Here is a 23,530-nt window from a genome sequence, read left to right on the forward strand (position 1 = left end):
TGGCCGCCATGTTGCAAGTCAGCGTTTATCGTTACAACCCTGATCAGGACGCCGCGCCGTTCATGCAGGAATTCCAGATCGATACCGGTGGTAAAGATCTGATGGTGCTGGACGTACTGGCCCTGATCAAAGAACAGGACGAAGGTTTCTCCTATCGTCGCTCTTGCCGTGAGGGCGTTTGTGGTTCCGACGGCATGAACATCAACGGCAAGAACGGCCTGGCGTGCATCACGCCGCTGTCTGCCGTTGTAAAAGGTAACAAGTTGGTTGTTCGTCCACTGCCAGGTTTGCCGGTTATCCGTGACCTGGTTGTCGATATGAGCATCTTCTACAAGCAATACGAGAAGGTGAAGCCTTACCTGCAGAACGACACGCCGGCTCCGGCCATCGAGCGTCTGCAGTCGCCAGAAGAGCGCGAAAAGCTCGACGGTCTGTACGAGTGCATCCTGTGCGCTTGCTGCTCGACCTCTTGCCCGTCCTTCTGGTGGAACCCGGACAAGTTCCTGGGTCCAGCTGCACTGCTGCAAGCTTATCGCTTCCTGGCAGACAGCCGTGACACCAAGACCAACGAGCGTCTGGCTTCACTCGATGACCCGTTCAGCGTCTTCCGCTGCCGGGGCATCATGAACTGCGTCAACGTATGTCCGAAAGGCCTGAACCCGACTAAGGCCATCGGTCACATCCGTAACATGCTGCTTTCGAGCGGCGTGTGATTCAGCTGCTGTAACCGCTGCACCGTAGAGGCTGTGGCGCGGGCTTCAACCCGCGTCATGGCTATAACCAGAGCAGTAGCCATAAGCTGCGGCTCTTATTTTGAAGAAATGAGACAAGCAGGGGCATCCGGGCTGGTACCCGGACTATCAGTGTGATCCTAAGTGGCTTGTTTTAGTCGCTGCATTCGGACTTCTGCAAGTTTGCTCGGTGTCGACATCGATGGTGTTCCCCTAACCGAGGGTGACCAAGCATGCAAGAAAGCGTGATGCAGCGCATGTGGAACAGCGCCTACCTTTCAGGTGGAAACGCTGCCTATGTGGAAGAGCTTTATGAGCTCTACCTGCACGACCCTAACGCTGTGCCAGAAGAGTGGCGCACCTACTTTCAGAAGTTGCCTGCCGACGGCAACTCTGCCACTGATGTTTCGCACTCGACAATTCGCGATCATTTCGTGCTGCTGGCAAAGAACCAGCGCCGCGCTCAACCGGTTTCCGCCGGCAGCGTGAGCAGTGAGCACGAGAAGAAGCAAGTTGAAGTGCTGCGATTGATCCAGGCCTACCGTATGCGTGGCCACCAGGCAGCCCAGCTTGACCCGCTGGGGCTGTGGCAGCGTCCTGCACCTGCAGACCTGTCGATCAATCATTACGGCTTGACCAATGCCGATCTTGATACGACCTTCCGTGCCGGCGACCTGTTCATCGGCAAAGAGGAAGCGAGCCTACGCGAAATTCACGAAGCGTTGCAGCAGACATATTGCCGCACCATCGGCGCTGAATTTACGCACATCACCGATTCCGAGCAGCGCCAGTGGTTCCAGCAGCGTCTGGAAAGCGTGCGCGGTCGTCCGACGTACTCCGCCGACATCAAGAGCCACCTGCTTGAGCGCGTGACTGCCGGTGAAGGCCTGGAAAAATACCTGGGCACCAAATACCCGGGCACCAAGCGTTTCGGTCTGGAAGGCGGCGAAAGCCTGATTCCGATGCTCGACGAACTGATCCAGCGTTCCGGTTCCTACGGCACCAAGGAAGTTGTCATCGGCATGGCCCACCGTGGTCGTCTGAACGTGCTGGTCAATACCTTCGGCAAGAACCCGCGCGAGCTGTTCGACGAGTTCGAAGGCAAGAAGAAGGTCGAGCTGGGTTCCGGTGACGTTAAGTATCACCAGGGCTTCTCGTCCAATGTGATGACCGCCGGCGGTGAAGTTCACCTGGCCATGGCGTTCAACCCGTCCCACCTGGAAATCGTTTCCCCGGTGGTAGAAGGTTCGGTTCGCGCCCGTCAGGATCGTCGTAACGACCCGACCGGTGAGAAGGTTCTGCCGATCTCCATCCACGGTGACGCTGCATTCGCAGGTCAGGGCGTGGTCATGGAAACCTTCCAGATGTCGCAGACCCGCGGTTTCAAGACCGGCGGTACCGTGCACATCGTGATCAACAACCAGGTTGGTTTCACCATCAGCAACCCGCTGGACTCGCGTTCCACCGAGTACGCCACCGACGTTGCCAAGATGATCCAGGCGCCGATCCTCCATGTGAATGGTGATGATCCGGAAGCCGTGTTGTTCGTGACCCAACTGGCCATCGACTACCGCATGCAGTTCAAGCGTGACGTGGTCATCGATCTGGTCTGCTACCGTCGTCGCGGCCACAACGAGGCCGACGAGCCAAGCGGCACCCAGCCTCTGATGTATCAGCAGATCACCAAACAGCGCACCACTCGTGAGCTGTACGCTGATCGTCTGACCCAGGGCGGTGTGCTTGACGCAGAGCGTGTTCAGGCGAAAGTCGACGAATACCGCAACGCGCTGGACAACGGTCTGCACGTAGTGAAATCGCTGGTCAAAGAGCCGAACAAAGAGTTGTTCGTGGACTGGCGTCCGTATCTGGGCCACGCCTGGACTGCGCGTCACGACACCCGCTTTGATCTGAAGACCCTGCAAGAACTGTCCGCCAAGCTGCTGGAAATTCCAGAAGGCTTCGTGGTTCAGCGTCAGGTTTCGAAGATCTACGAAGACCGTCAGAAGATGCAAGCCGGCGGCCTGCCGATCAACTGGGGTTACGCCGAAACCATGGCGTACGCGACCCTGGCGTTCGAAGGTCACCCGATCCGCATGACCGGTCAGGACATCGGCCGCGGTACGTTCTCGCACCGTCACGCTGTGCTGCACAACCAGAAAGACGCGGGCACCTACATTCCGCTGCAGCACCTGTACGACGGTCAGCCACGCTTTGACCTGTACGACTCGTTCCTGTCGGAAGAAGCGGTACTGGCGTTCGAATACGGTTACTCGACCACCACGCCGGATGCGCTGGTGATCTGGGAAGCCCAGTTCGGCGACTTCGCCAACGGTGCACAGGTTGTAATCGACCAGTTCATCACCAGCGGCGAGCACAAGTGGGGCCGTCTCTGCGGTCTGACCATGTTGCTGCCACACGGTTACGAAGGTCAGGGCCCTGAGCACAGCTCGGCACGTCTTGAGCGTTACCTGCAACTGTGCGCCGAGCACAACATTCAGGTAGCGGTACCGACCACGCCAGCACAGATCTACCACTTGCTGCGTCGTCAGGTGATTCGTCCGCTGCGCAAGCCGCTGATCGTGCTGACTCCAAAGTCGCTGCTGCGCCACAAACTGGCCATCTCGACCCTGGAAGATCTGGCCGAAGGTTCGTTCCAGACCGTGATCCCGGAAATCGATACCCTGGACCCGAAAAAGGTCGAGCGTGTTGTTCTGTGTAGCGGCAAGGTCTACTACGACCTGCTGGAAAAACGCCGTGCCGAAGGCCGTGAAGATATCGCCATCGTGCGTATCGAGCAGCTGTACCCATTCCCTGAGGACGACTTGAAAGAAGTCCTGGCTCCATACACCAACGTCAAAAATGCCGTTTGGTGTCAGGAAGAGCCGATGAACCAGGGCGCCTGGTACTGCAGCCAGCACCACTTGCGTCGCAGCATCGGGAACCTCGACAAGTCTCTCGTACTTGAGTACGCGGGCCGTGAGGCTTCTGCTGCCCCAGCTTGTGGTTACGCATCGATGCACGCCGAGCAGCAGGAAAAACTCCTGCAAGCCGCGTTTACCATTTAATGCCTTCGCGCACCTGAAACCGAATTTAAGGAACCACAGATAATGGCTATCGAGATCAAAGCCCCCACTTTCCCGGAATCGGTTGCCGATGGCACCGTTGCCACCTGGCACAAGCAACCGGGCGACGCCGTCAAGCGTGACGACCTGATCGTCGACATCGAAACCGACAAAGTCGTACTGGAAGTGCTGGCCACCGCCGACGGCGTGCTGGGCGCAATCGTCAAGAACGAAGGCGACACCGTTCTGTCCGACGAAGTGCTGGGCTCCATCGAAGCTGGCGGCGCTGCTGCCGCTGCTCCAGCCGCCGCTGCTGCTCCGGCCGCTGCTGCCGCTGCACCGGCTGCTGCCGAAGGCGAAGATGATCCTGTTGCTGCACCGGCTGCGCGCAAGCTGGCTGAAGAAAACGGCATCAACATCGCTTCCGTTGCCGGCACCGGCAAGGGCGGTCGTGTGACCAAGGAAGACGTGGTTGCAGCGGTTGCTGCCAAGAAAGCCGCTCCGGCTGCCGCACCTGCCAAGGCTGCTGCTCCATCGGCTGCTGCTCCTGTGTTCGCTGCTGGCGACCGCATCGAGAAGCGCGTACCGATGACCCGCGTTCGTGCCACCGTGGCCAAGCGTCTGGTTGAAGCTCAGTCGAACATGGCGATGCTGACCACTTTCAACGAAGTCGACATGACTGAAGTCATGGCCCTGCGTTCGAAGTACAAAGACCTGTTCGAGAAGTCCCACAACGGCGTACGCCTGGGCTTCATGTCGTTCTTCGTGAAAGCGGCCACCGAAGCGCTGAAACGCTTCCCGGCTGTCAACGCGTCGATCGACGGCGGCGACATCGTTTACCACGGCTACGCGGACATCGGCGTTGCCGTTTCCAGCGACCGTGGCCTGGTTGTTCCGGTTCTGCGTAACGCCGAGCTGATGAGCCTGGCTGAAATCGAAGGCGGCATCGCCACTTTCGGCAAGAAAGCCCGTGACGGCAAATTGTCGATGGACGAGATGACCGGTGGTACCTTCACCATCACCAACGGTGGTACCTTCGGTTCGATGATGTCGACCCCGATCGTCAACCCGCCGCAGGCAGCGATTCTGGGCATGCACAACATCATCCAGCGTCCTATGGCCATCAACGGTCAGGTCGTTATCCGTCCGATGATGTACCTGGCACTGTCCTACGATCACCGTCTGATCGATGGCAAAGAAGCTGTGACCTTCCTGGTGACCATCAAGAACCTGCTGGAAGATCCGGCTCGTCTGTTGCTGGATATTTGATAGAAGCAGCTGCAAGTCTCAAGCTGCAAGCTGCGAGTAACCGCAGTTTGGCTTGAGGCTTGCGGCTTCACGCTTGCTGCAAAAAAGAGGATTTTTGAATGTCGCAGAAATTTGACGTAGTAGTGATCGGTGCTGGCCCTGGTGGCTACGTGGCTGCCATCAAGGCGGCGCAGCTGGGTCTGACCACTGCCTGCATCGAGAAGTACACCGACGCAGAAGGCAAGCAAGCCTTGGGCGGCACCTGCCTGAACGTGGGCTGCATTCCTTCCAAGGCGCTGCTCGACAGCTCCTGGAAATATAAGGAAGCGAAAGAAAGCTTCAACGTTCACGGTATCTCGACTGGCGAAGTCAAAATGGACGTCGCTGCGATGGTTGGCCGCAAGGCTGGCATCGTCAAGAACCTGACCGGCGGCGTTGCCACTCTGTTCAAGGCCAACGGCGTTACTTCGATTCAGGGCCACGGCAAACTGCTGGCTGGCAAGAAAGTCGAAGTCACCAAGCCAGACGGCTCGGTTGAAGTCATCGAAGCTGAAAACGTCATCCTGGCTCCAGGCTCGCGTCCGATCGACATTCCACCGGCTCCGGTTGATCAGAAAGTCATCGTCGATTCGACTGGCGCACTGGAATTCCAAAGCGTACCTAAGCGTCTGGGCGTGATCGGCGCTGGCGTGATCGGTCTGGAACTGGGTTCGGTGTGGTCGCGTCTGGGTTCGGAAGTGGTTGTCCTGGAAGCACTGGACACTTTCCTGATGGCAGCGGACACCGCTGTTTCCAAGGAAGCCCTGAAAACCCTGACCAAACAAGGTCTGGACATCAAACTGGGTGCTCGCGTGACCGGCTCGAAAGTCAACGGCGACGAAGTCGTTGTGAACTACACCGATGCCAACGGCGAACAGACCATCACTTTCGACAAGCTGATCGTAGCCGTTGGTCGCCGTCCGGTGACCACTGATCTGCTGGCTTCCGACAGCGGCGTGACCCTCGACGAGCGCGGTTTCGTGCACGTTGACGATCACTGCGCGACCACCGTACCGGGCGTTTTCGCCATCGGTGACGTGGTTCGCGGCATGATGCTGGCTCACAAGGCATCGGAAGAAGGCATCATGGTTGTCGAGCGCATCAAGGGCCACAAAGCCCAGATGAACTATGACCTGATCCCTTCGGTTATTTATACTCACCCGGAAATCGCGTGGGTTGGCAAAACCGAGCAGGCCTTGAAAGCTGAAGGCGTTGAAGTTAACGTCGGCACCTTCCCGTTCGCCGCTTCCGGCCGTGCCATGGCTGCCAACGATACCGGTGGTTTCGTCAAGGTCATCGCTGATGCCAAGACTGACCGCGTATTGGGCGTGCACGTGATTGGTCCGAGCGCTGCAGAACTGGTTCAGCAGGGCGCGATCGGTATGGAATTCGGCACCAGCGCTGAAGATCTGGGCATGATGGTTTTCTCCCATCCGACCCTGTCTGAAGCCTTGCACGAAGCTGCTCTGGCTGTGAATGGCGGTGCCATCCACATTGCCAACCGCAAAAAGCGTTAACAGACAATAAGAAACCACGGCGGTAACGGCCCGTCGTGAGCCTTGCGAGCAAGTCTCACCGCGGAATGTCCGCTGGACGCAGTCTTGCGTAGCTCAGCTACGCAAGCAGCAGTCACAGGTGGCGCGGCACTCAAACGAGCGCAGCGCCGAATGCGCAGTACCTAACGAAGACGGTAAAAAGCATGAATCTTCACGAGTATCAGGGTAAGCAGCTGTTCGCTGAATACGGCCTGCCAGTTTCCACTGGTTACGCAGTAGACACCCCGGAAGCAGCAGCAGAAGCTTGCGACAAAATCGGCGGCAGTGAGTGGGTTGTCAAAGCCCAGGTCCACGCCGGTGGTCGCGGTAAAGCGGGCGGCGTCAAGCTGGTTCGCAGCAAAGAAGACGCCAAAGCCTTCGCACAGCAATGGCTGGGCAAGCGTCTGGTGACTTACCAGACTGACGCCAATGGCCAGCCAGTCACCAAGATCCTGGTTGAATCGTGCACTGATATCGCTAAAGAGCTGTACCTGGGCGCTGTCGTTGACCGTTCGAGCCGTCGCATCGTGTTCATGGCTTCCACCGAAGGTGGCGTGGACATCGAGAAAATCGCTCACGACACTCCAGAAAAAATTCTCAAGGCCACTATCGATCCACTGGTTGGCGCTCAGCCATTCCAGGGTCGCGAGCTGGCATTCCAGCTGGGTCTGGAAGGCAAACAGGTTGCTCAGTTCGCCAAGATCTTCGTAGGTCTGGCCAAGCTGTTCAAGGATCACGACCTGGCTCTGCTGGAAGTGAACCCGCTGGTGATCAAGGCTGACGGCGATCTGCACTGCCTGGACGCCAAGATCAACATCGACGCCAACGCCATGTACCGTCAGCCTAAGCTGAAAACTTTCCACGATCCGTCGCAAGACGATCCGCGCGAAGCGCACGCTGCCAAGTTCGAACTGAACTACGTAGCACTGGAAGGCAACATCGGCTGCATGGTCAACGGTGCTGGCCTGGCCATGGGTACCATGGACATCGTCAACCTGCATGGCGGCAAGCCAGCCAACTTCCTCGACGTAGGTGGTGGCGCTACCAAAGAACGCGTAACTGAAGCGTTCAAGATCATTCTGTCCGACACCAACGTCGCTGCAGTACTGGTCAACATCTTCGGCGGCATCGTTCGCTGCGACATGATTGCCGAAGGCATCATTGGCGCTGTGAAAGAAGTCGGCGTGAAAATCCCGGTTGTTGTTCGCCTTGAAGGCAACAACGCTGAGCTGGGCGCTAAAGTACTGGCAGAAAGCGGTTTGAACATCATCGCTGCTACCAGCCTGACCGACGCTGCTCAACAAGTTGTCAAAGCTGCGGAGGGCAAATAATGAGCGTCCTGATCAATAAAGACACCAAAGTTATCTGCCAGGGTATTACCGGTTCGCAAGGTAGTTTCCACACCCAGCAAGCCATCGAATACGGCACCAAAATGGTTGGTGGCGTTACTCCTGGCAAAGGCGGCACCGAGCACCTGGGTCTGCCAGTGTTCAACACCGTTAAAGACGCAGTAGAAGCCACTGGCGCTACCGCCTCCGTGATCTACGTTCCGGCTCCTTTCTGCAAAGATTCGATCCTGGAAGCGGCATTCGGCGGCATCAAGCTGATCGTCTGCATCACCGAAGGCATTCCTACCTTGGACATGCTGGACGCTAAAGTTAAGTGCGACGAGCTGGGCGTAGTCCTGATCGGCCCTAACTGCCCAGGCGTTATCACTCCGGGCGAGTGCAAGATCGGCATCATGCCAGGTCACATTCACTTGCCAGGCAAGGTCGGTATCGTTTCGCGTTCCGGCACCCTGACCTACGAAGCTGTGAAGCAGACCACTGACGCCGGTTTCGGTCAGTCGACTTGCGTCGGCATCGGTGGTGACCCGATCCCGGGTTCGAACTTCATCGACATCCTGAAGCTGTTCCAGGAAGACCCGAAGACCGAAGCGATCGTCATGATCGGTGAGATCGGCGGTTCGGCTGAAGAAGAAGCGGCTGCCTACATCAAGGCACACGTGACCAAGCCAGTTGTTTCCTACATTGCTGGTGTGACTGCTCCTCCGGGCAAGCGCATGGGCCATGCTGGCGCAATCATCTCTGGCGGCAAAGGCACTGCAGACGAGAAATTCGCTGCGCTGCAAGACGCAGGCGTTAAAACCGTGCGTTCGCTGGCAGACATCGGCAAGGCCCTGGCCGAGCTGACCGGTTGGGCTGTCAAGTAAGCCTCGCGCTTAGCTGACGCTTCACCAAACAAAGGCCACCTTCGGGTGGCCTTTGTCGTTTCTGCAGATCAGAAGATCAAAGATCGCAGCCTTCGGCAGCTCCTACAGAGGAACGCAATCTCCTGTAGGAGCTGCCGAAGGCTCGGGCCGCGATCGGACGATCTTTTGATCTTTGCCGTACCAACGAAAAATAAATACGTAAACGCGACACGGAAACGTCGCGTATCGGATAGTTCGCCCTCTAACAGTGCGTTTACACGGCAAATTCGTTAGGCTAGCAGCCATTTTTGCGTCTGCCGCCCACAAGGCATGCAACGCGCTTTAAGGGTCAGTCCCATACGGATCGACAGCATTTCCCTAATTACACAGGGCAATCCCCCTCTAAATTCCGATTCAGTAGTGTGGTATTACCTTAATGAAAGTTTTGAAAGGTCAGGACATCCTGGCACTTGGCTTTATGACATTTGCCCTGTTCGTCGGGGCTGGCAACATCATTTTCCCGCCGATCGTGGGTTTGCAGGCCGGACCTCACGTCTGGATGGCCGCGCTGGGCTTCCTGATCACCGCGGTGGGTTTGCCGGTGATCACTGTCGTTGCACTGGCCAAGGTCGGTGGGGCGATGGATGCGCTGAGCAGCCCGATCGGCAAGATTGCCGGCGGCATTCTGGCGGCTGCCTGCTACCTGGCAGTCGGCCCGTTGTTCGCCACGCCGCGTACCGCGACCGTATCCTTTGAAGTAGGCTTGGCGCCGCTGACCGGCGAAAGCCCGTTGGCACTGTTCCTTTACAGTTCGGTGTACTTCCTGCTGGTGTTCTTCATCTCGCTCTACCCTGGGCGTTTGCTGGACACCGTTGGCCGCTTCCTTGCGCCATTGAAGATCATCGCGCTGGCAGTCCTCGGCATTGCTGCATTTGCCCTGCCGGCAGGTGACATCGGCCACGGCACGCCGGAATACGTCGCGGCACCGTTCTCCCAAGGCTTTATCAATGGTTACCTGACCATGGATACCCTCGGGGCACTGGTGTTCGGCATTGTCATCGTTAACGCGATCCGCTCCCGTGGCGTCGAGTCGCCGGCGTTGATCACCCGTTACGCGATCATCGCTGGCCTGATCGCCGGCGTCGGTTTGGCGCTGGTGTATATCAGCCTGTTCCGTCTCGGTTCCGGTAGCCATGAAGTGGCGGTTGGCGCGACCAATGGCGCGGCAGTATTGCACGCGTATGTGCAACACACCTTCGGTTCGCTGGGCAGCGGTTTCCTCGCGGTGCTGATCTCGCTGGCGTGTCTGGTGACAGCGGTCGGCCTGACCTGTGCTTGCGCCGAATACTTCAGCCGCGTGCTGCCACTGTCCTACAAGACCCTGGTGATCATTCTGGCGGCGTTCTCGCTGCTGGTGTCCAACCTGGGCCTGACCAAGCTGATTGCGTTCTCGATTCCGGTGCTGACCGCAATCTATCCGCCGTGCATCGTGCTGGTGGCGCTGAGCTTCTGCAAAGACTTCTGGCATGAGCACGGCCGCATTCTCGGTCCGGTGATGCTGGTGTCGTTCATCTTCGGCACCATCGACGCGCTGAAAGGCGCTGGTCTGGCCGGCTGGATGCCATCGCAGTTGTCCCACCTGCCGCTGAGCGAGCAGGGCCTGGCATGGCTGGTGCCGTGCGTGATGACCCTGGTGGTCGCGGTGGTTTGCGATCGCCTGCTGGGCAAGCGCAGCGAAGCCGTTGCCTGACGTTGTCTGACCCGTCATAAGCGGGTCTTCAACGCTTAAACAGAAATGCCCCGTATCAATCGATACGGGGCATTTTTTATGCGCGTCAGGCAGTGTCTTTTTCCCTGAGCTAACGTCGAAGGGTTGCCGAAATCTCAATGTGGGAGCGAGCAGGCTCGCTCCCACAAGTAATCAGTGCGTGTACACACCTCACAAGGAATTGCATGTCGTTCATCCAAGCCAACCTGATCCACCTGCTCGCCGCCGTCTGGTTCGTCATCTGCTGGGGTGGTTATACCCGTTATGCCTCTTGGAAGGGCCGCGATACAGCATGTCTTGCGAGTGTGCTGCACCTGTACCGCGAAGACTGGATGCGCCGCATGCTGCTGCGTGACAACCGCATCGCCGACGCCAGTGTGATCGGTAACCTTGAGCGCAACGCCTCGTTCTTCGCTTCCAGCACATTGATCATCCTCGCCGGCATTCTCACCGTGCTTGGCGCATCTGAGCGGGCAGTGTCGTTGCTGGCAGATATTCCGATGGTGCAACAGGCGTCGCAGGGCATGTCGGAAATCAAGTTGCTGTGTCTGGCGATGGTGTTCGTCTACGCGTTCTTTACCTTCAGTTGGTGCATGCGTCAGTACAACTTCGCGGCCGTGTTGGTCGGCTCGGCGCCAATGATCGGTGAGCGACATGTCTCCGAACAGGAGCGCAAGGCTTTCGCTGCGCGGGCGGCGCGGGTGATTTCGATGGCGGCCAACCAGTTCAACTTCGGGCTGCGCTCCTACTACTTCGGCATGACCATGCTGGCCTGGTTTGTCAGCCCGTGGTTGTTCATGCTCATGAGCGCCGGGGTGGTATTGGTCTTGTATCGCCGCGAGTTTCATTCCGACGTTCTCGATGTAATGGTCTATACCCCTACAGAGGCGCCCATCCCCGAGGCGAACAAAGAGGCTGCTTGATGAGTATTCCGTTCTGGTGTGTGTTTATCAGTGCACTGATGATCTATATCGCGCGTATGCCGGTGGGCAAAGCGATGAAAGAACAGGGGGGGTACAACAATCACCTGCCGCGCCAGCAACAGGCGCAGCTGACCGGTTACGGTGCGAGGGCGCTGGCGGCTCACCAGAACAGTATCGAAGCTTTCATCCTGTTCGCAGTCGGTGTGTTGATGGCGCACACCACGCAAACGGCAGGCTGGCTGATCGATACATTGGCGATCATCTTCGTGATCGCGCGGATCCTCTACTTGTGGTTCTATCTGGCCGATCTGCCCAAGCTGCGCAGTCTGGTGTGGCTAGTTGGTTTAGTCTGTTCGCTGTTGTTGATGATTAGTCCGACTTTTAGAACTGTCTTGCTCTAAGGTGAGCCTGGCGCTAAATGACAGGCAAAAGAAAACCCGCGCTTGGCGGGTTTTCTTTTTTCTGCAGCAAAAAGCGGATTATTGCTTCTTGGCAGCTTCTTCTTGCGCGGCGGCGTTCGATTCAGCCTGAGCTTTGGCAGCTTCGGCGTTTTCTTTCGCAGCGTCGTTCACTTTATCCTGAGCTTTGTTCATGTCTTGCTGAGCTTGTTCAGCATGTTGGTTGGCATCTTGAGCTTTGTCCTCGGATTTTTTATCGCAGGCAGCGAGACCGAGGGAAGCGGTCAACATCAAGGCAATAGCTAAAGTCTTACGCATGGGGTGTTTCTCCTTATGGAAAATAACTACTGGCCTTAAGAGCTTGGCGCTACAGGTTAAGTTCCTCATTTGTGTCAGATATATAAGTTTGTTTTGCTACGGAACTTTTGGTCTGTTCGCTACTACTGGCCAATGGCTTTAACGAGAGTAATTATCATATGGCTGAAAACCCCGTTTTTGAGCGCGCGACGAGATTTCTTTCAGCGTTAAGACACTGTCAGGTACTTGGTTTGCGAGTACATGAAGCCTCCAGCGAAGGGCTCACGGTGATCCTGCCTTATAGTCCGCAAATCGTCGGTAATCCGCAGACCGGGGTTATTCATGGTGGCGCAATTACCTCGTTAATGGACACCGCTTGCGGGATGTCGACGCTCTGTGTGTTGCCGGAATTCGAAGTCTGCCCGACCCTCGATTTGCGCATTGACTATATGCACGCCGCCGAACCGAACAAAGACGTCTATGGCTTCGCCCAGTGCTACCGGGTAACCACCGATGTGATCTTCGCTCGTGGTTTCGCCTATCAGGACAATCCCGAACAACCCATCGCCCACGTCGTCGGTACGTTCATGCGCATGGGCAAGGGCCTTAAAGGCACCAAAGGCTTCGGCGGCGCGATCAAGGGAGCAGGGCAATGAGCGATGATCTGAAACAGCAGTTGCAGCAGGCTCACGCTGAGGGCGACTACGCGCCGCTGTTGCAGTTGATTCCCTACGCCGGGCTGATCGGCATCGAATGCTCACGCGTCGGCGATGAATTGCTGTTCAAGCTGCCAGCGAACAAAGACAACATTGGTAACCCTTTATTGCCGGCAATTCATGGCGGGGTGATCGCCGGATTCATGGAGCTGGCGGCGGCACTTCATTTGCTGATCTTTACCGAAACGCCGGGCGTGCCGAAGATCATTGATTTCTCCCTCGATTACCTGCGCGCCGGGCAGTTCCGCGATACCTGGGCCAAGTGTCAGGTCTGCCGCCACGGCCGGCGCGTGGCTAACGTCGCCATTACTGCTTGGCAAAGCACCGAAAGCGAACCGATTGCCACCGCCCGCGCGCACTTCAAAATCGATGAGCCCTTGAAATCCTGAACAGCGCCCCAAACTCACAAGACAACCCGCCGCCGACCATTTCGGGTCGCGGCCACTGCCATCTGATTGGAGTTTGATGACCATGAGTGTGGAAACTCAAAAGGAAACCCTGGGCTTCCAGACCGAGGTAAAGCAACTGCTGCACCTCATGATCCATTCGCTGTATTCCAACAAGGAAATTTTCCTTCGCGAATTGATCTCGAACGCCTCTGACGCTGTCGACAAGCTGCGCTTCGAAGCCCTGGCCAAGCCAGAGTTGCTCGAAGGTGGCGCTGACCTGAAAATCCGTGTGAGCTTCGACAAGGACGCCAAAACCGTCACTCTCGAAGACAACGGTATCGGCATGAACCGTGATGATGTGATCACCCACCTGGGGACCATCGCCAAATCCGGTACCGCTGATTTCATGAAGAATCTCTCGGGCGATCAAAAGAAAGATTCCCACCTGATCGGCCAGTTCGGTGTGGGCTTCTACTCTGCCTTCATCGTTGCCGACCAGGTTGACGTATACAGCCGTCGCGCCGGCACCCCGGCCAGCGAAGGCGTGCACTGGTCGTCGAAAGGCGAGGGCGAGTTCGAAGTCGCCACCATCGAAAAACCAGAGCGTGGCACGCGCATCGTTCTGCACCTCAAAGCTGCAGAAGACGAGTTTGCTGATGGCTGGCGTCTGCGCAACATCATCAAGAAGTACTCCGACCACATCGCTTTGCCGATCGAGCTGCCGAAAGAAGCGGCTGCTGCCGAAGGCGAAGAGACTCCGGCCGTTGAGTGGGAAACCGTCAACCGCGCCAGCGCCCTGTGGACCCGTCCGCGCACTGAAGTGAAGGACGAGGAATACCAGGAGTTCTACAAGCACATCGCTCACGACTTTGAAAACCCGCTGGCCTGGAGCCACAACAAAGTCGAAGGCAAGCTTGAATACAGCTCGCTGCTGTACGTGCCGGCCCGCGCACCGTTCGACTTGTACCAGCGTGAAGCGCCGAAAGGCCTGAAGCTGTACGTTCAGCGCGTGTTCGTCATGGATCAGGCCGAGTCGTTCCTGCCGCTGTACCTGCGCTTCATCAAAGGTGTGGTCGATTCCAACGACCTGTCGCTGAACGTGTCGCGTGAAATCCTGCAGAAAGACCCGATCATCGATTCGATGAAGACCGCGCTGACCAAGCGCGTGCTCGACATGCTGGAAAAACTGGCGAAGAACGAGCCTGAGCAATACAAGGGCTTCTGGAAGAACTTCGGTCAGGTCATGAAAGAAGGCCCGGCAGAAGACTTCGCCAACAAAGAGAAAATCGCCGGTCTGCTGCGTTTTGCATCGACCAACGGCGACGACGGCGAGCAGATCGTCGGTCTGGCCGACTACCTGGCACGCGCCAAGGAAGGTCAGGACAAGATCTACTACCTGACCGGTGAAACCTACGCGCAGGTCAAGAACAGCCCGCACCTGGAAGTCTTCCGCAAGAAAGGCATCGAAGTGTTGCTGCTGACTGATCGCATCGATGAGTGGCTGATGAGCTACCTCAGCGAGTTTGACGGCAAGACTTTCGTCGACGTGGCACGTGGTGATCTTGATCTGGGCAACCTGGACTCGGAAGAGGACAAGAAAGCCGCAGAAGAAGTCGCCAAGTCCAAAGAAGGTCTGGTTGAGCGTCTGAAAACCGCGCTGGGCGATTCCGTAGCTGAAGTTCGCGTATCGCATCGTCTGACCGATTCGCCTGCCATCCTCGCCATCGGCGAACAGGATCTGGGTCTGCAAATGCGTCAGATCCTCGAAGCCAGCGGGCAGAAAGTGCCGGATTCGAAGCCGATCTTCGAGTTCAACCCGAGCCACCCGCTGATCGAGAAACTCGATGGCGAGCAGAGCGAAGAGCGTTTTGGCGACCTGTCGCACATTCTCTTCGACCAGGCTGCGCTGGCGGCGGGTGACAGCTTGAAAGATCCGGCCGCCTACGTGCGCCGCCTGAACAAGCTGCTGGTTGAACTGTCAGCTTGATCACGTTGTAGAAAAACCCGCTTCGGCGGGTTTTTTCATTCTGGTGTTTAACAAATCAGGAGTCAGAAATGAGCCAAGTCACAGTACGTTCCGTGGTCTATCAGATTGACGGCCAGCCTTATGAAGGTCGTCTGGCGTTCGACGCCGAGCACAAAGGCGCGCGTCCGGGTTTGTTGATGGCGCCGAACTGGATGGGTGTCAGTGCTGGTGCCGAAGAGATCGCTAAATCGGTGGCGGCCAAGGGCTACGTGGTGTTGATCGCTGACGTCTACGGTCAGGCCGTGCGTCCGCAGAATGCTGATCAAGCGGGCGCGGCGATGATGCCGTTGAAGGACGATCGTGCGTTGCTGCGCACGCGGATGCAGGCGGCGTTCGAGCAGTTGCAGAAGCAGGGTGAGGCGGCGGTTGATACGTCGAAACTGGCAGTGTTCGGCTTCTGCTTTGGCGGTTGCTGTGCGCTGGATCTGGCTCGCACGGGGGCGCCGGTGAAGGCGGCGGTGTCGTTCCACGGTACGCTGGATTCGCCGAACCCGGCGGATGCGCAGAACATCAAGGGCTCGGTGCTGGTGTTGCACGGTGCTTCCGACCCGTTGGTGCCGAAGGAGCAGTTGCCGGCGTTTGAAGACGAGATGAACGCGGCGAATGTCGATTGGCAGTTGCTCAGCTATGGCGGTGCGGTGCACTCGTTCACTGATCCGCATGCCAATGTGCCGGGCAAGATGATGTACGACGCGAAGACCGCGAAGCGCGCGTTCAAGTCGATGCATGATTTGCTGGATGAAGTGTTCAAGGGCTGAAGCCTGAAAATCAAAAGCCCCTCACCCTAACCCTCTCCCGGAGGGAGAGGGGACTGAATGGGGGATGCTTGGGAGTTACGCCGACTTGAAAGGGCTGTGCTGAATCCATAGTCGCCAAGACTTTTCAGGTCAGCGTATAACCTGAGACATCTCGGTCGGCTCCCTCTCCCTCTGGGAGAGGGCTGGGGTGAGGGTACTTTTCAGCGCGGTAACTCGATCCGCTCAACTTCTCCCGGCACCGTCGGCCAATCCCCGGCCGCCCATTTGCGCCGCGCTTGATCAATCGCCGCCGGATCGCTCGCGACAAAATTCCAGTTGATCCGCCGAGGCCCGTCCAACGGCGCGCCGCCAAACACCACCGCGTGCACATCACTTTCGGCAAACAAACTCATCTCTTCCCCAGCCGGCAACACAACCAGCGCATGCGGCTCAATCGCTTCGCCGTTCAATTGCGCATCCCCACTCAGCACATAAACCGCCCGCTCTTCATGCTCGGTCGGAATCAGCAAAGTGGTTGCGGTTTGCATGTTCACTTCCGCATACAACGTAGGAGAGAGCACCGGCACCGGCGATTCCAGGCAAAAGCCTGACCCGGCAATCATGCGGATCTGTACGCCGAGGTTATCGCTGACCGGCAATGTCGCCGCCGGGTGATGGCTGTAATGCCCGGGACCTTGTTCATGATCCTTGGGCGAGGCCAGCCAGATCTGCAAGCCGTGCATGGTGAAGCTCTGGTCCCACAACGGTTCCGGCGTGCGCTCGACGTGTGCAATCGCGCTGCCGGCGGTCATCCAGCTGACATCTCCAGCGCTGACCACCTGGTCCGAGCCAAGGCTGTCCTTGTGCTGAATCTGCCCTTCAAACAAATACGTGAGCGTCGACAGACCAATGTGCGGATGCTGTCGGATGTTCATACCTTTGCCCGTCGGATAAACCGTCTCGAGCATGTGATCAAAAAACACGAAAGGCCCGACGCTGCGGCATTTGGCTGACGGCAATGGGCGCAGAATCGGCTGGCCTTCGACGTCTTCGGCGCGCGGACGGATGATCAGAGGTTGCGTGTCCATGGTGCATTCCAGGCTGAGCGGGTGATGCCAGAAGCATAACCCGCCGCTGGCATGAGGAGGATTACTGGCTGTCGAAGCCTTGTGGGGCGTGGGTTTCGATCGTCACTTCGCTGGTGGTCATCAGCTTGTGAATCGGGCAGCGATCGGCAACGCGCAGCAATTCCTCGCGCTGGGCATTGGTAAGGACGCCTTTGAGAGTAAGGGTGACGTGCAAGACGTATTTACCTTTCTGCTCTTCGCTATTGTCGCGTTTGACGTCAACACCGACACCGGTCAGCGGGATGTCTTTCTTCTTCGCGTACATCTTCAGGGTCAGTGCTTTGCAGGCGCCGAGGGCTGCATCGAAATAGTCGTGCGGCTCAGGTGCCGAGCCTTCGCCGCCTGCCGATTTCGGCACGTCGGCAAACAATTCGTGGTCATCAATTTGTACGGTGTGACGAAAACCTTCAGCGGAGACGGTATTGACGGTAACGGTCATGGGAACCTCACTGGCAGTAGGAAAAGTCGCTTCGATCAAAAAAGACCTTGCAGTTATAGAGTATTCCCACCGGTACGCGTTCCACTTTCCTGCGGGATGAACCCTTGTCGTCAGGGCAGGGTCTAGGCTATGCCTACTTCCTGGAGATTACTTGTGTCCCTGTATCGTTTGAGTCTTGCCTGTTTGTTGGTATTTGCCGGCAACGTCAGCGCCCGCGAGTACACCTACAGCGATGCGCACCTGCATTACGTGGATTTTTTCCAGGAAAGTGCTGGCATGGCGAAATTGCTGACGGCGATGAAGGGCGGTTCCGTCGAGCATGTGATGATTTCCGGTATTCCGGTTGCTAAGAAGTGGCATGAGGACGAACCCAAGCGCCCGCGCTATTACGCCGGGGATGACGCCGATGCTTACTGGTATAGCGCGACCGACGTGATTGTCGCCGACGCGGTGCAAAAACTGAGCGCCGAGCAGCGCCCGTACTTTCATCCGTTCCTCTCGGGCTTCAATCCCAACGACAAGAACTCCGCCGCACATATCCAGCGCATGCTCGATCTGTATCCGGGGCTGTGGCAGGGCATCGGTGAGGTGTTCACCCGCCACGACGACCTGACAGCGCTGACCTCTGGCGACACGCCACGCGCCAACAACGAAGCGATGACCAAGATCTATCATTTGGCCGCCGAGAACGATTTGCCGGTGATGCTGCATTCCAATATCACCTCCAAGCGTGAGAAGAATCCGCTGTACTTGAAGGAAATCGAGGAGCCGCTGCGCAATCACCCGCACACACGGTTTATCTGGGCGCACGCGGGCACCAGCGCAGAAATCCATCGGCATCAGACGCAACTGACATTCCTGTTGCCCACGCTGACGCGCATGCTTGAGGCGTATCCCAATCTGTTCATCGACTTGTCATGGAGCATGCTAACGCCGTACCTGCTGGACGAGCAGGGCAAGCCGCGAGCGGAATGGCTGGCGCTGGTCGAGAAATACCCGGAGCGCTTCATGCTGGGTTCAGACGTAGTCGGGCGATTCAACAAACTCGGTGAGGAAATGCACAGCTTCAAGCCATTCCTCGATGCATTGCCCGAGGACGTCGCGAAAAAAGTCGCTCGGGATAACTTCCTGGCGATCTTGCCGCGAACGGTGCTCAAGTCCGGCAAAAGCACGCTGAATCGTTAATGCCAACGGTTCGATGGATCAAGGCCTTTTGATATCGCCTTTTCGTCTTACGCATTTTTCCGCCGGGCCGATACCTTCTAAAGCAACCAGCTGCAGGTTTGATGCAGCGCTTTTGGAAGGAACCAGAGCAATGAGTATCCGTAGTCTCAATATTGCCCCGCGCGCCGGGCTCGGTTTTGGCTTGTTGGCGTTGATGGTATTTGCCCTCGGGGCGTTCGCTTTATTGCAAATGTCGAACATGCGCGCGCAGTCCGACGAGGTTGATAACAACTGGCTGCCGAGCGTGATGGCGGTCGGTGAGATGAGCCAGGACATGCTGCGCCTGCGCGCATTGACCATGCGCCTGCTGCTCAATCGAGATCCGCAGGCACTCGAACAGAACGTTGCCAAGCTCAATGAATTACGCGGTGTGCTCAGTGAGGCCCAGCAGCGTTATGACGTGCTGATCGTACTGCCCGAGGAGCGCAAGCTATTTGACCGCTTCAAGGTCGCCGAGCACCAGTACCTGGAGTTTCAGGCGCAGGTCATGCAGTTGTCTGCGCAGAATCGGGTCGAGGAGGCCGCGACCATTCTCAACGGTCAGATGAGTCCCTTGGCCGATGAAATTGCAGTGCTTTTGCGCGAACTGGTCGAACTGAATAAACACAATGCCAATCTCGCCACCGAAGCAGCGCGGCTGGTGTTTACCAGTTCGCGGGTGTGGGTCGGCGTGATGGTCGGTATCACTGCGCTGATCACCATTGGCTTGGCCCTGTTGCTGACGCGCAGCATCGTGCTGCCGCTGGCGCAATCGTTGGGTGTCGCCGAGGTGGTGGCAGGAGGTGATCTGACCGGCGATATCAACATCAGCGGCAAGGACGAACCGGCGCGACTGCTGCACGCGCTCAAGAGCATGCAACACAACCTGCGTGACACGATTCGGCAAATCTCCGAGTCCTCCAGTCAATTGGCCTCGGCCTCGGAAGAGCTGAGTTGCGTCACGGAAGACGCTACGCGCGGTTTGCACCAGCAGAGCCTGGAAATCGAACAGGCGGCCACGGCGGTCAATCAGATGACGGCTGCGGTGGAGGAGGTGGCAAGCAATGCCGTGGCCACGTCCGAGGCCTCTCGTGAATCCGATCGTATTGCCCAGCATGGCCGTCAACAGGTGCATCAAACGGTGTTGTCTATTGAATCGCTCGCCGATGATGTGACAGCCAATGCAAGTCAGGTGGAAGATCTGGCGCAGAAGGTTTACAGCATCAGCAAAGTGCTGGACGTGATTCGTTCGATTGCCGAGCAGACCAATCTGCTCGCTTTGAATGCTGCGATCGAGGCGGCGCGGGCTGGTGATGCCGGACGTGGGTTTGCGGTGGTAGCGGATGAGGTACGGGCCTTGGCGCATCGCACTCAGCAATCGACTCAGGAAATCGAGCAGATGATTGGCGGCATTCAGCAGGGCACCGATTCGGCGGTCAGTTCGATGCAGCAAAGCAATGTGCGCGCGCGTTCGACGCTCGAGTTGGCCAAGGCGGCCGGGACTGCACTTGAAGAGATCGCCTCGGCGTTCACGCTGATCAACGAGCGTAATCTGGTGATCGCCAGTGCTTCAGAGGAGCAGGCGGCTGTGGCACGTGAGGTTGATCGCAATCTGATGAATATTCGTGATCTGGCGATGCAGACCTCGGCGGGGGCCAATCAGACCAGTGCGGCCAGTCAGGAGTTGTCGCGGTTGGCGGTGGATCTGAACAGCATGGTGGCGAAGTTTTCGGTTTGAGTTTCGCCTTCAAAAGCCCCTCACCCTAGCCCTCTCCCAAGGGAGAGGGGACTGACCGTGGGAGATTGGCGAGATACACCGACCTGATCTGGCTTTGGAGAATCCATAATCGACTCGATTTTTCAGGTCGATGCATGGCGAAAGACACCTCGGGCGGCTCCCTCTCCCTCGGGAGAGGGCTGGGGTGAGGGGCGAGCCAGGCACAAGTCTCCAATCCAGCAGGCAAAAAAAGCCCCGCATTTCGCGGGGCTCTTTGTTCTTGCGGCAAATCAGCTGCCTTTAACGGTTTTGCCGTTGACCGTGCCGTCCTGGAGCATGATGTTGTACTCCTTGCCGTCGGTTTCAACCTGTTGCAGGCGAACCAGCAGGTAATCCCAATCCTTGGCGAACCAGAGGACGGTGGTGCGCTTGCTTTGTGTCGGGTCGCGTACGCGCTCGACCTTGATCGCATCGATCTTGCCAGCCTTGGTTTCGACTTTTTCCGAACCCAGCACGCGGAAGTCATAGGTATCGACTTCGCCGTCATCGACCACTTGATAGCTCATGGTCTTTTTGCCAGCAGCCACATCATGTTGCAGCGCCAGTTGATAGGTGGACTTGTCGACCATGCCACGGTTCAGCGGGATCTTCACCGCGTCGCCACGGTCGGTGCCGGTGACCATCTTGCTGTTCCAGTCGAAATCCAGATCAGCTTTTTTCGCCTTGCCCAGGCCACCACGTTCAAAGTGGTAGGACTGCGGCAGCAAAGTGTCCTTGTCCAGGGTCAGGGTGCTTTCTTCTGTCAGGCTGGCGATCATCATCGAAGCCTTGAAGCTGAGCTTCCAGACGCCGCTGGCTTCCTTGACCAGGCTGCGCTCGGCGGTGCCGCTCATGGGCAACTGCTTCCAGTCGGCGGTGTAGCTGGCGGAGAACGGTTGAAGTTCCGCTGCCTGCGCGAAGGGCAGGGCGAGCAGAGCGCAAGCGAAGAGCAGGGCGCGACGCATAATATCTCCTAGTGTCGAATCAAGTGGCCGCTGGCCGCGAGTAACTGGCCATCCAGTAAAGCACCGTGTTCACCAAGTGCCAGCCTGCCTTCGGCAAACCAGCGAACAGCCATCGGGTAGATCAGGTGTTCCTGAACGTGGACTCGCTGCGCAAGAGTCTGCGGCGTGTCGTGCAACTCTACCGGTAATACTGCCTGTACGACCAGTGGTCCGCCATCGAGTTCCTCGGTGACGAAGTGCACGGAGCAGCCGTGCTCAGTATCGCCGGCCTCCAGCGCGCGCTGATGAGTGTGTAACCCTTTGTATTTGGGCAGCAGCGACGGGTGGATGTTGAGCAGGCGACCCTGATAGTGGCGAACGAAGTCAGCGCTGAGAATGCGCATGAAGCCGGCCAGCACCACGAGTTTCGGATTGAATTCGTCGATCAGTTCGATCAGAGCAGCATCGAAGGCCTCGCGACCTTCGAATGCCTTGTGATCCAGCGAGCGGGTAGCGATACCTGCGTCACTGGCGCGTTGCAGGCCGTAGGCGTCGGCGCGATTGGAAATCACTGCAGCGATGCGGGCCGGGCTGTCGCCGGTCCGCGTGCTGTCGATCAGAGCCTGCAAGTTACTGCCGGTGCCGGACAGCAGCACCACGACATCACAGGTTGCGGACATTAATGAGCCTTAAGGTTCTGCAGATCAACCTGAGCAGCGCCTTCGGCAGCGGCAGCGATCTGACCGATGACCCAAGGCTGTTCGCCGGCGTCACGCAGGGTGTTCAGGGCAACTTCTACGTGTTCCTGAGCCACGCAGATGACCATGCCAACGCCGCAATTCAGTACGCGGTGCATCTCTGTTTCGTCAACGTTGCCTTTCTCTTGCAGCCAGTCGAATACGGCCGGGCGAGTCCAGCTAGCCACATCAACCACCGCCTGAGCGCCTTTTGGCAGAACGCGCGGGATGTTGTCGAGCAGGCCGCCACCGGTGATGTGGGCCATGGCTTTGACCGCGCCGGTGTCTTTGATCAGCTTGAGCAGCGGCTTCACGTAGATGCGGGTCGGGGCCATCAGCAGGTCGGTCAGCGGTTTGCCGTCGAGCTGGATGTTTTCGATTTCGGCACCGGAGACTTCGATGATCTTGCGGATCAGTGAGTAGCCGTTCGAGTGTGGGCCGGACGATGGCAGGGCGATCAGTGCGTCACCGGTGGCAACTTTCGAGCCGTCGATGATTTCCGCTTTTTCCACGACGCCGACGCAGAAGCCGGCCAGGTCGTAGTCTTCGCCTTCGTACATGCCTGGCATTTCAGCGGTTTCGCCGCCAACCAGCGAGCAACCCGACAGTTCGCAGCCAGCGCCGATGCCGGTAACCACTTGGGTCGCGGTCTCGACATTGAGTTTGCCGGTGGCGTAGTAGTCGAGGAAGAACAGTGGCTCGGCGCCGCACACCACGAGGTCGTTGACGCACATGGCAACCAGGTCGATACCGATGCTGTCGTGCTTGTTCAGGTTCAGCGCCAGACGCAGCTTGGTGCCGACGCCGTCGGTGCCGGAAACCAGAACTGGCTGCTTGTAGCCGGCCGGGATTTCGCAGAGGGCGCCGAAACCGCCCAGGCCGCCCATGACTTCCGGGCGCGCAGTGCGCTTGGCGACGCTCTTGATGCGTTCGACCAATGCTTCACCGGCGTCGATGTCTACACCGGCGTCCTTGTAGCTCAGGGAGGGTTGCTTGCTCATGATCCAGGCCTTTAGGGGAGGGGATTCAGGGGTAACGACCGAGTTCAGCGGGAACTTCGAAATCGACGGGGCGATGGCCTCACGCGAGTTTCGAGGTGCCCGGCTGTTGCCGGTCTGCGAAGGCGCGCGATTTTATCAGGCTTGAGGGGCAGCGGCCATCCTCGCACCGACGGGCAGGGCCATATCAGCGGAAATTTTTTGCAATTGAGCCGTATGAACGTCTGTATAAAGTGTGGCGATTAACCGTCTATCGTTATCACTGT

21 protein-coding genes are annotated in these 23,530 nt (G+C 57.8%); 15 read left to right on the forward strand and 6 right to left on the reverse strand.

Annotated elements, in window-relative coordinates; genetic code table 11:
* The first annotated feature begins 8 nt into the window (after positions 1-8).
* The 9 genes from PspR84_RS08650 (at position 9) to PspR84_RS08690 (ending at position 11,898) form a co-directional block, all read left to right on the forward strand.
* A complete protein-coding gene (locus tag PspR84_RS08650; RefSeq protein WP_008077942.1) occupies positions 9-713 on the forward strand; it encodes a succinate dehydrogenase iron-sulfur subunit in 705 nt (234 codons plus the stop codon).
* A 251-nt stretch (positions 714-964) separates the two neighbouring features.
* Positions 965-3,796: a 2-oxoglutarate dehydrogenase E1 component gene (locus PspR84_RS08655; RefSeq protein WP_160056872.1), complete on the forward strand. Its 2,832-nt coding sequence runs from the start codon at positions 965-967 to the stop codon at positions 3,794-3,796.
* Between the two features lie 42 nt (positions 3,797-3,838).
* Entirely contained in the window at positions 3,839-5,062 is a 1,224-nt protein-coding gene (odhB, locus tag PspR84_RS08660) for a 2-oxoglutarate dehydrogenase complex dihydrolipoyllysine-residue succinyltransferase (RefSeq protein ID WP_077571706.1), read from the forward strand.
* A 98-nt stretch (positions 5,063-5,160) separates the two neighbouring features.
* The gene (gene lpdA, locus PspR84_RS08665; RefSeq protein WP_077571707.1) at positions 5,161-6,597 is read left to right on the forward strand and encodes a dihydrolipoyl dehydrogenase; all 1,437 of its coding nucleotides are present in this window, start codon (positions 5,161-5,163) and stop codon (positions 6,595-6,597) included.
* A gap of 182 nt (positions 6,598-6,779) precedes the next feature.
* Entirely contained in the window at positions 6,780-7,946 is a 1,167-nt protein-coding gene (sucC, locus tag PspR84_RS08670; protein ID WP_007919879.1) for an ADP-forming succinate--CoA ligase subunit beta, read from the forward strand.
* A complete protein-coding gene (sucD, locus tag PspR84_RS08675) occupies positions 7,946-8,827 on the forward strand; it encodes a succinate--CoA ligase subunit alpha (protein ID WP_008082972.1) in 882 nt (293 codons plus the stop codon). Before sucC ends, sucD begins: the two co-directional genes overlap by 1 nt.
* A 415-nt stretch (positions 8,828-9,242) precedes the next feature.
* Positions 9,243-10,556, forward strand: a complete 1,314-nt coding sequence (gene brnQ / locus PspR84_RS08680) for a branched-chain amino acid transport system II carrier protein (RefSeq protein ID WP_141126766.1) — start codon at positions 9,243-9,245, stop codon at positions 10,554-10,556.
* A gap of 203 nt (positions 10,557-10,759) precedes the next feature.
* Positions 10,760-11,497 (forward strand): DUF599 family protein, encoded by a 738-nt coding sequence (locus tag PspR84_RS08685; RefSeq protein ID WP_095119943.1) that lies wholly within the window; start codon positions 10,760-10,762, stop codon positions 11,495-11,497.
* The gene (locus PspR84_RS08690; RefSeq protein ID WP_095119944.1) at positions 11,497-11,898 is read left to right on the forward strand and encodes an MAPEG family protein; all 402 of its coding nucleotides are present in this window, start codon (positions 11,497-11,499) and stop codon (positions 11,896-11,898) included. The genes PspR84_RS08685 and PspR84_RS08690 overlap by 1 nt, the downstream gene beginning before the upstream one ends.
* Positions 11,899-11,976: 78 nt before the next feature.
* Here PspR84_RS08690 and PspR84_RS08695 read toward each other — a convergent pair whose 3' ends face one another.
* Entirely contained in the window at positions 11,977-12,213 is a 237-nt protein-coding gene (locus tag PspR84_RS08695) for a hypothetical protein (protein WP_007959016.1), read from the reverse strand.
* Positions 12,214-12,371: 158 nt separating this feature from the next.
* Between PspR84_RS08695 and PspR84_RS08700 the strand changes: the two genes are divergently transcribed.
* The 4 genes from PspR84_RS08700 (at position 12,372) to PspR84_RS08715 (ending at position 16,081) form a co-directional block, all read left to right on the forward strand.
* Complete coding sequence (locus PspR84_RS08700) at positions 12,372-12,848, forward strand: PaaI family thioesterase (protein ID WP_160056874.1); 477 nt, start codon at positions 12,372-12,374, stop codon at positions 12,846-12,848.
* Positions 12,845-13,297: a PaaI family thioesterase gene (locus PspR84_RS08705; RefSeq protein ID WP_160056876.1), complete on the forward strand. Its 453-nt coding sequence runs from the start codon at positions 12,845-12,847 to the stop codon at positions 13,295-13,297. Before PspR84_RS08700 ends, PspR84_RS08705 begins: the two co-directional genes overlap by 4 nt.
* A gap of 82 nt (positions 13,298-13,379) precedes the next feature.
* The gene (gene htpG, locus PspR84_RS08710; protein ID WP_160056878.1) at positions 13,380-15,284 is read left to right on the forward strand and encodes a molecular chaperone HtpG; all 1,905 of its coding nucleotides are present in this window, start codon (positions 13,380-13,382) and stop codon (positions 15,282-15,284) included.
* 68 nt (positions 15,285-15,352) lie between these two features.
* Positions 15,353-16,081, forward strand: coding sequence for a dienelactone hydrolase family protein (locus PspR84_RS08715; protein ID WP_160056880.1), 729 nt, complete (start codon positions 15,353-15,355; stop codon positions 16,079-16,081).
* Positions 16,082-16,281: 200 nt separating this feature from the next.
* Here the strand turns inward: PspR84_RS08715 and PspR84_RS08720 are convergent, their stop codons facing one another.
* The gene (locus PspR84_RS08720; RefSeq protein WP_160056882.1) at positions 16,282-17,148 is read right to left on the reverse strand and encodes a pirin family protein; all 867 of its coding nucleotides are present in this window, start codon (positions 17,146-17,148) and stop codon (positions 16,282-16,284) included.
* A 61-nt stretch (positions 17,149-17,209) separates the two neighbouring features.
* Positions 17,210-17,626 carry an OsmC family protein gene (locus PspR84_RS08725; RefSeq protein WP_160056884.1) on the reverse strand — a complete coding sequence of 139 codons (417 nt, stop codon included), beginning with the start codon at positions 17,624-17,626 and terminating at the stop codon, positions 17,210-17,212.
* 153 nt (positions 17,627-17,779) lie between these two features.
* On the opposite strand from PspR84_RS08725, the gene PspR84_RS08730 reads away from it, so the two are divergent.
* Positions 17,780-18,811 carry an amidohydrolase family protein gene (locus tag PspR84_RS08730; protein ID WP_174244438.1) on the forward strand — a complete coding sequence of 344 codons (1,032 nt, stop codon included), beginning with the start codon at positions 17,780-17,782 and terminating at the stop codon, positions 18,809-18,811.
* Between the two features lie 130 nt (positions 18,812-18,941).
* Positions 18,942-20,567, forward strand: a complete 1,626-nt coding sequence (locus PspR84_RS08735) for a methyl-accepting chemotaxis protein (RefSeq protein ID WP_160056888.1) — start codon at positions 18,942-18,944, stop codon at positions 20,565-20,567.
* A gap of 269 nt (positions 20,568-20,836) precedes the next feature.
* Here the strand turns inward: PspR84_RS08735 and PspR84_RS08740 are convergent, their stop codons facing one another.
* From PspR84_RS08740 to purM, 3 genes are read right to left on the reverse strand one after another with little or no spacing between them, the layout of a single operon-like run.
* On the reverse strand, positions 20,837-21,550 hold the full coding sequence (locus PspR84_RS08740) for a DUF3108 domain-containing protein (RefSeq protein WP_160056890.1): 714 nt from the start codon (positions 21,548-21,550) through the stop codon (positions 20,837-20,839).
* An 8-nt stretch (positions 21,551-21,558) separates the two neighbouring features.
* Positions 21,559-22,209, reverse strand: coding sequence for a phosphoribosylglycinamide formyltransferase (gene purN, locus PspR84_RS08745; RefSeq protein WP_160056892.1), 651 nt, complete (start codon positions 22,207-22,209; stop codon positions 21,559-21,561).
* Positions 22,209-23,267 carry a phosphoribosylformylglycinamidine cyclo-ligase gene (gene purM / locus PspR84_RS08750; protein ID WP_160056894.1) on the reverse strand — a complete coding sequence of 353 codons (1,059 nt, stop codon included), beginning with the start codon at positions 23,265-23,267 and terminating at the stop codon, positions 22,209-22,211. The genes purN and purM overlap by 1 nt, the downstream gene beginning before the upstream one ends.
* Between the last annotated feature and the right edge of the window lie 263 nt (positions 23,268-23,530).

It is taken from the genome of Pseudomonas sp. R84 (assembly GCF_009834515.1).
GTDB lineage: Bacteria > Pseudomonadota > Gammaproteobacteria > Pseudomonadales > Pseudomonadaceae > Aquipseudomonas.

Coding starts and splice junctions, on each gene's coding strand:
- PspR84_RS08700 (WP_160056874.1), top strand. CDS start 12,372: ATGGCTGAAAACCCCGTTTTTGAGCGCGCGACGAGATTTCTTTCAGCG.
- lpdA (WP_077571707.1), top strand. CDS start 5,161: ATGTCGCAGAAATTTGACGTAGTAGTGATCGGTGCTGGCCCTGGTGGC.
- odhB (WP_077571706.1), top strand. CDS start 3,839: ATGGCTATCGAGATCAAAGCCCCCACTTTCCCGGAATCGGTTGCCGAT.
- PspR84_RS08685 (WP_095119943.1), top strand. CDS start 10,760: ATGTCGTTCATCCAAGCCAACCTGATCCACCTGCTCGCCGCCGTCTGG.
- PspR84_RS08705 (WP_160056876.1), top strand. CDS start 12,845: ATGAGCGATGATCTGAAACAGCAGTTGCAGCAGGCTCACGCTGAGGGC.
- PspR84_RS08725 (WP_160056884.1), bottom strand. CDS start 17,626: ATGACCGTTACCGTCAATACCGTCTCCGCTGAAGGTTTTCGTCACACC.
- PspR84_RS08690 (WP_095119944.1), top strand. CDS start 11,497: ATGAGTATTCCGTTCTGGTGTGTGTTTATCAGTGCACTGATGATCTAT.
- sucC (WP_007919879.1), top strand. CDS start 6,780: ATGAATCTTCACGAGTATCAGGGTAAGCAGCTGTTCGCTGAATACGGC.
- brnQ (WP_141126766.1), top strand. CDS start 9,243: ATGAAAGTTTTGAAAGGTCAGGACATCCTGGCACTTGGCTTTATGACA.
- PspR84_RS08650 (WP_008077942.1), top strand. CDS start 9: ATGTTGCAAGTCAGCGTTTATCGTTACAACCCTGATCAGGACGCCGCG.
- PspR84_RS08695 (WP_007959016.1), bottom strand. CDS start 12,213: ATGCGTAAGACTTTAGCTATTGCCTTGATGTTGACCGCTTCCCTCGGT.
- htpG (WP_160056878.1), top strand. CDS start 13,380: ATGAGTGTGGAAACTCAAAAGGAAACCCTGGGCTTCCAGACCGAGGTA.
- purN (WP_160056892.1), bottom strand. CDS start 22,209: ATGTCCGCAACCTGTGATGTCGTGGTGCTGCTGTCCGGCACCGGCAGT.
- PspR84_RS08715 (WP_160056880.1), top strand. CDS start 15,353: ATGAGCCAAGTCACAGTACGTTCCGTGGTCTATCAGATTGACGGCCAG.
- purM (WP_160056894.1), bottom strand. CDS start 23,267: ATGAGCAAGCAACCCTCCCTGAGCTACAAGGACGCCGGTGTAGACATC.
- PspR84_RS08720 (WP_160056882.1), bottom strand. CDS start 17,148: ATGGACACGCAACCTCTGATCATCCGTCCGCGCGCCGAAGACGTCGAA.
- sucD (WP_008082972.1), top strand. CDS start 7,946: ATGAGCGTCCTGATCAATAAAGACACCAAAGTTATCTGCCAGGGTATT.
- PspR84_RS08655 (WP_160056872.1), top strand. CDS start 965: ATGCAAGAAAGCGTGATGCAGCGCATGTGGAACAGCGCCTACCTTTCA.
- PspR84_RS08740 (WP_160056890.1), bottom strand. CDS start 21,550: ATGCGTCGCGCCCTGCTCTTCGCTTGCGCTCTGCTCGCCCTGCCCTTC.
- PspR84_RS08735 (WP_160056888.1), top strand. CDS start 18,942: ATGAGTATCCGTAGTCTCAATATTGCCCCGCGCGCCGGGCTCGGTTTT.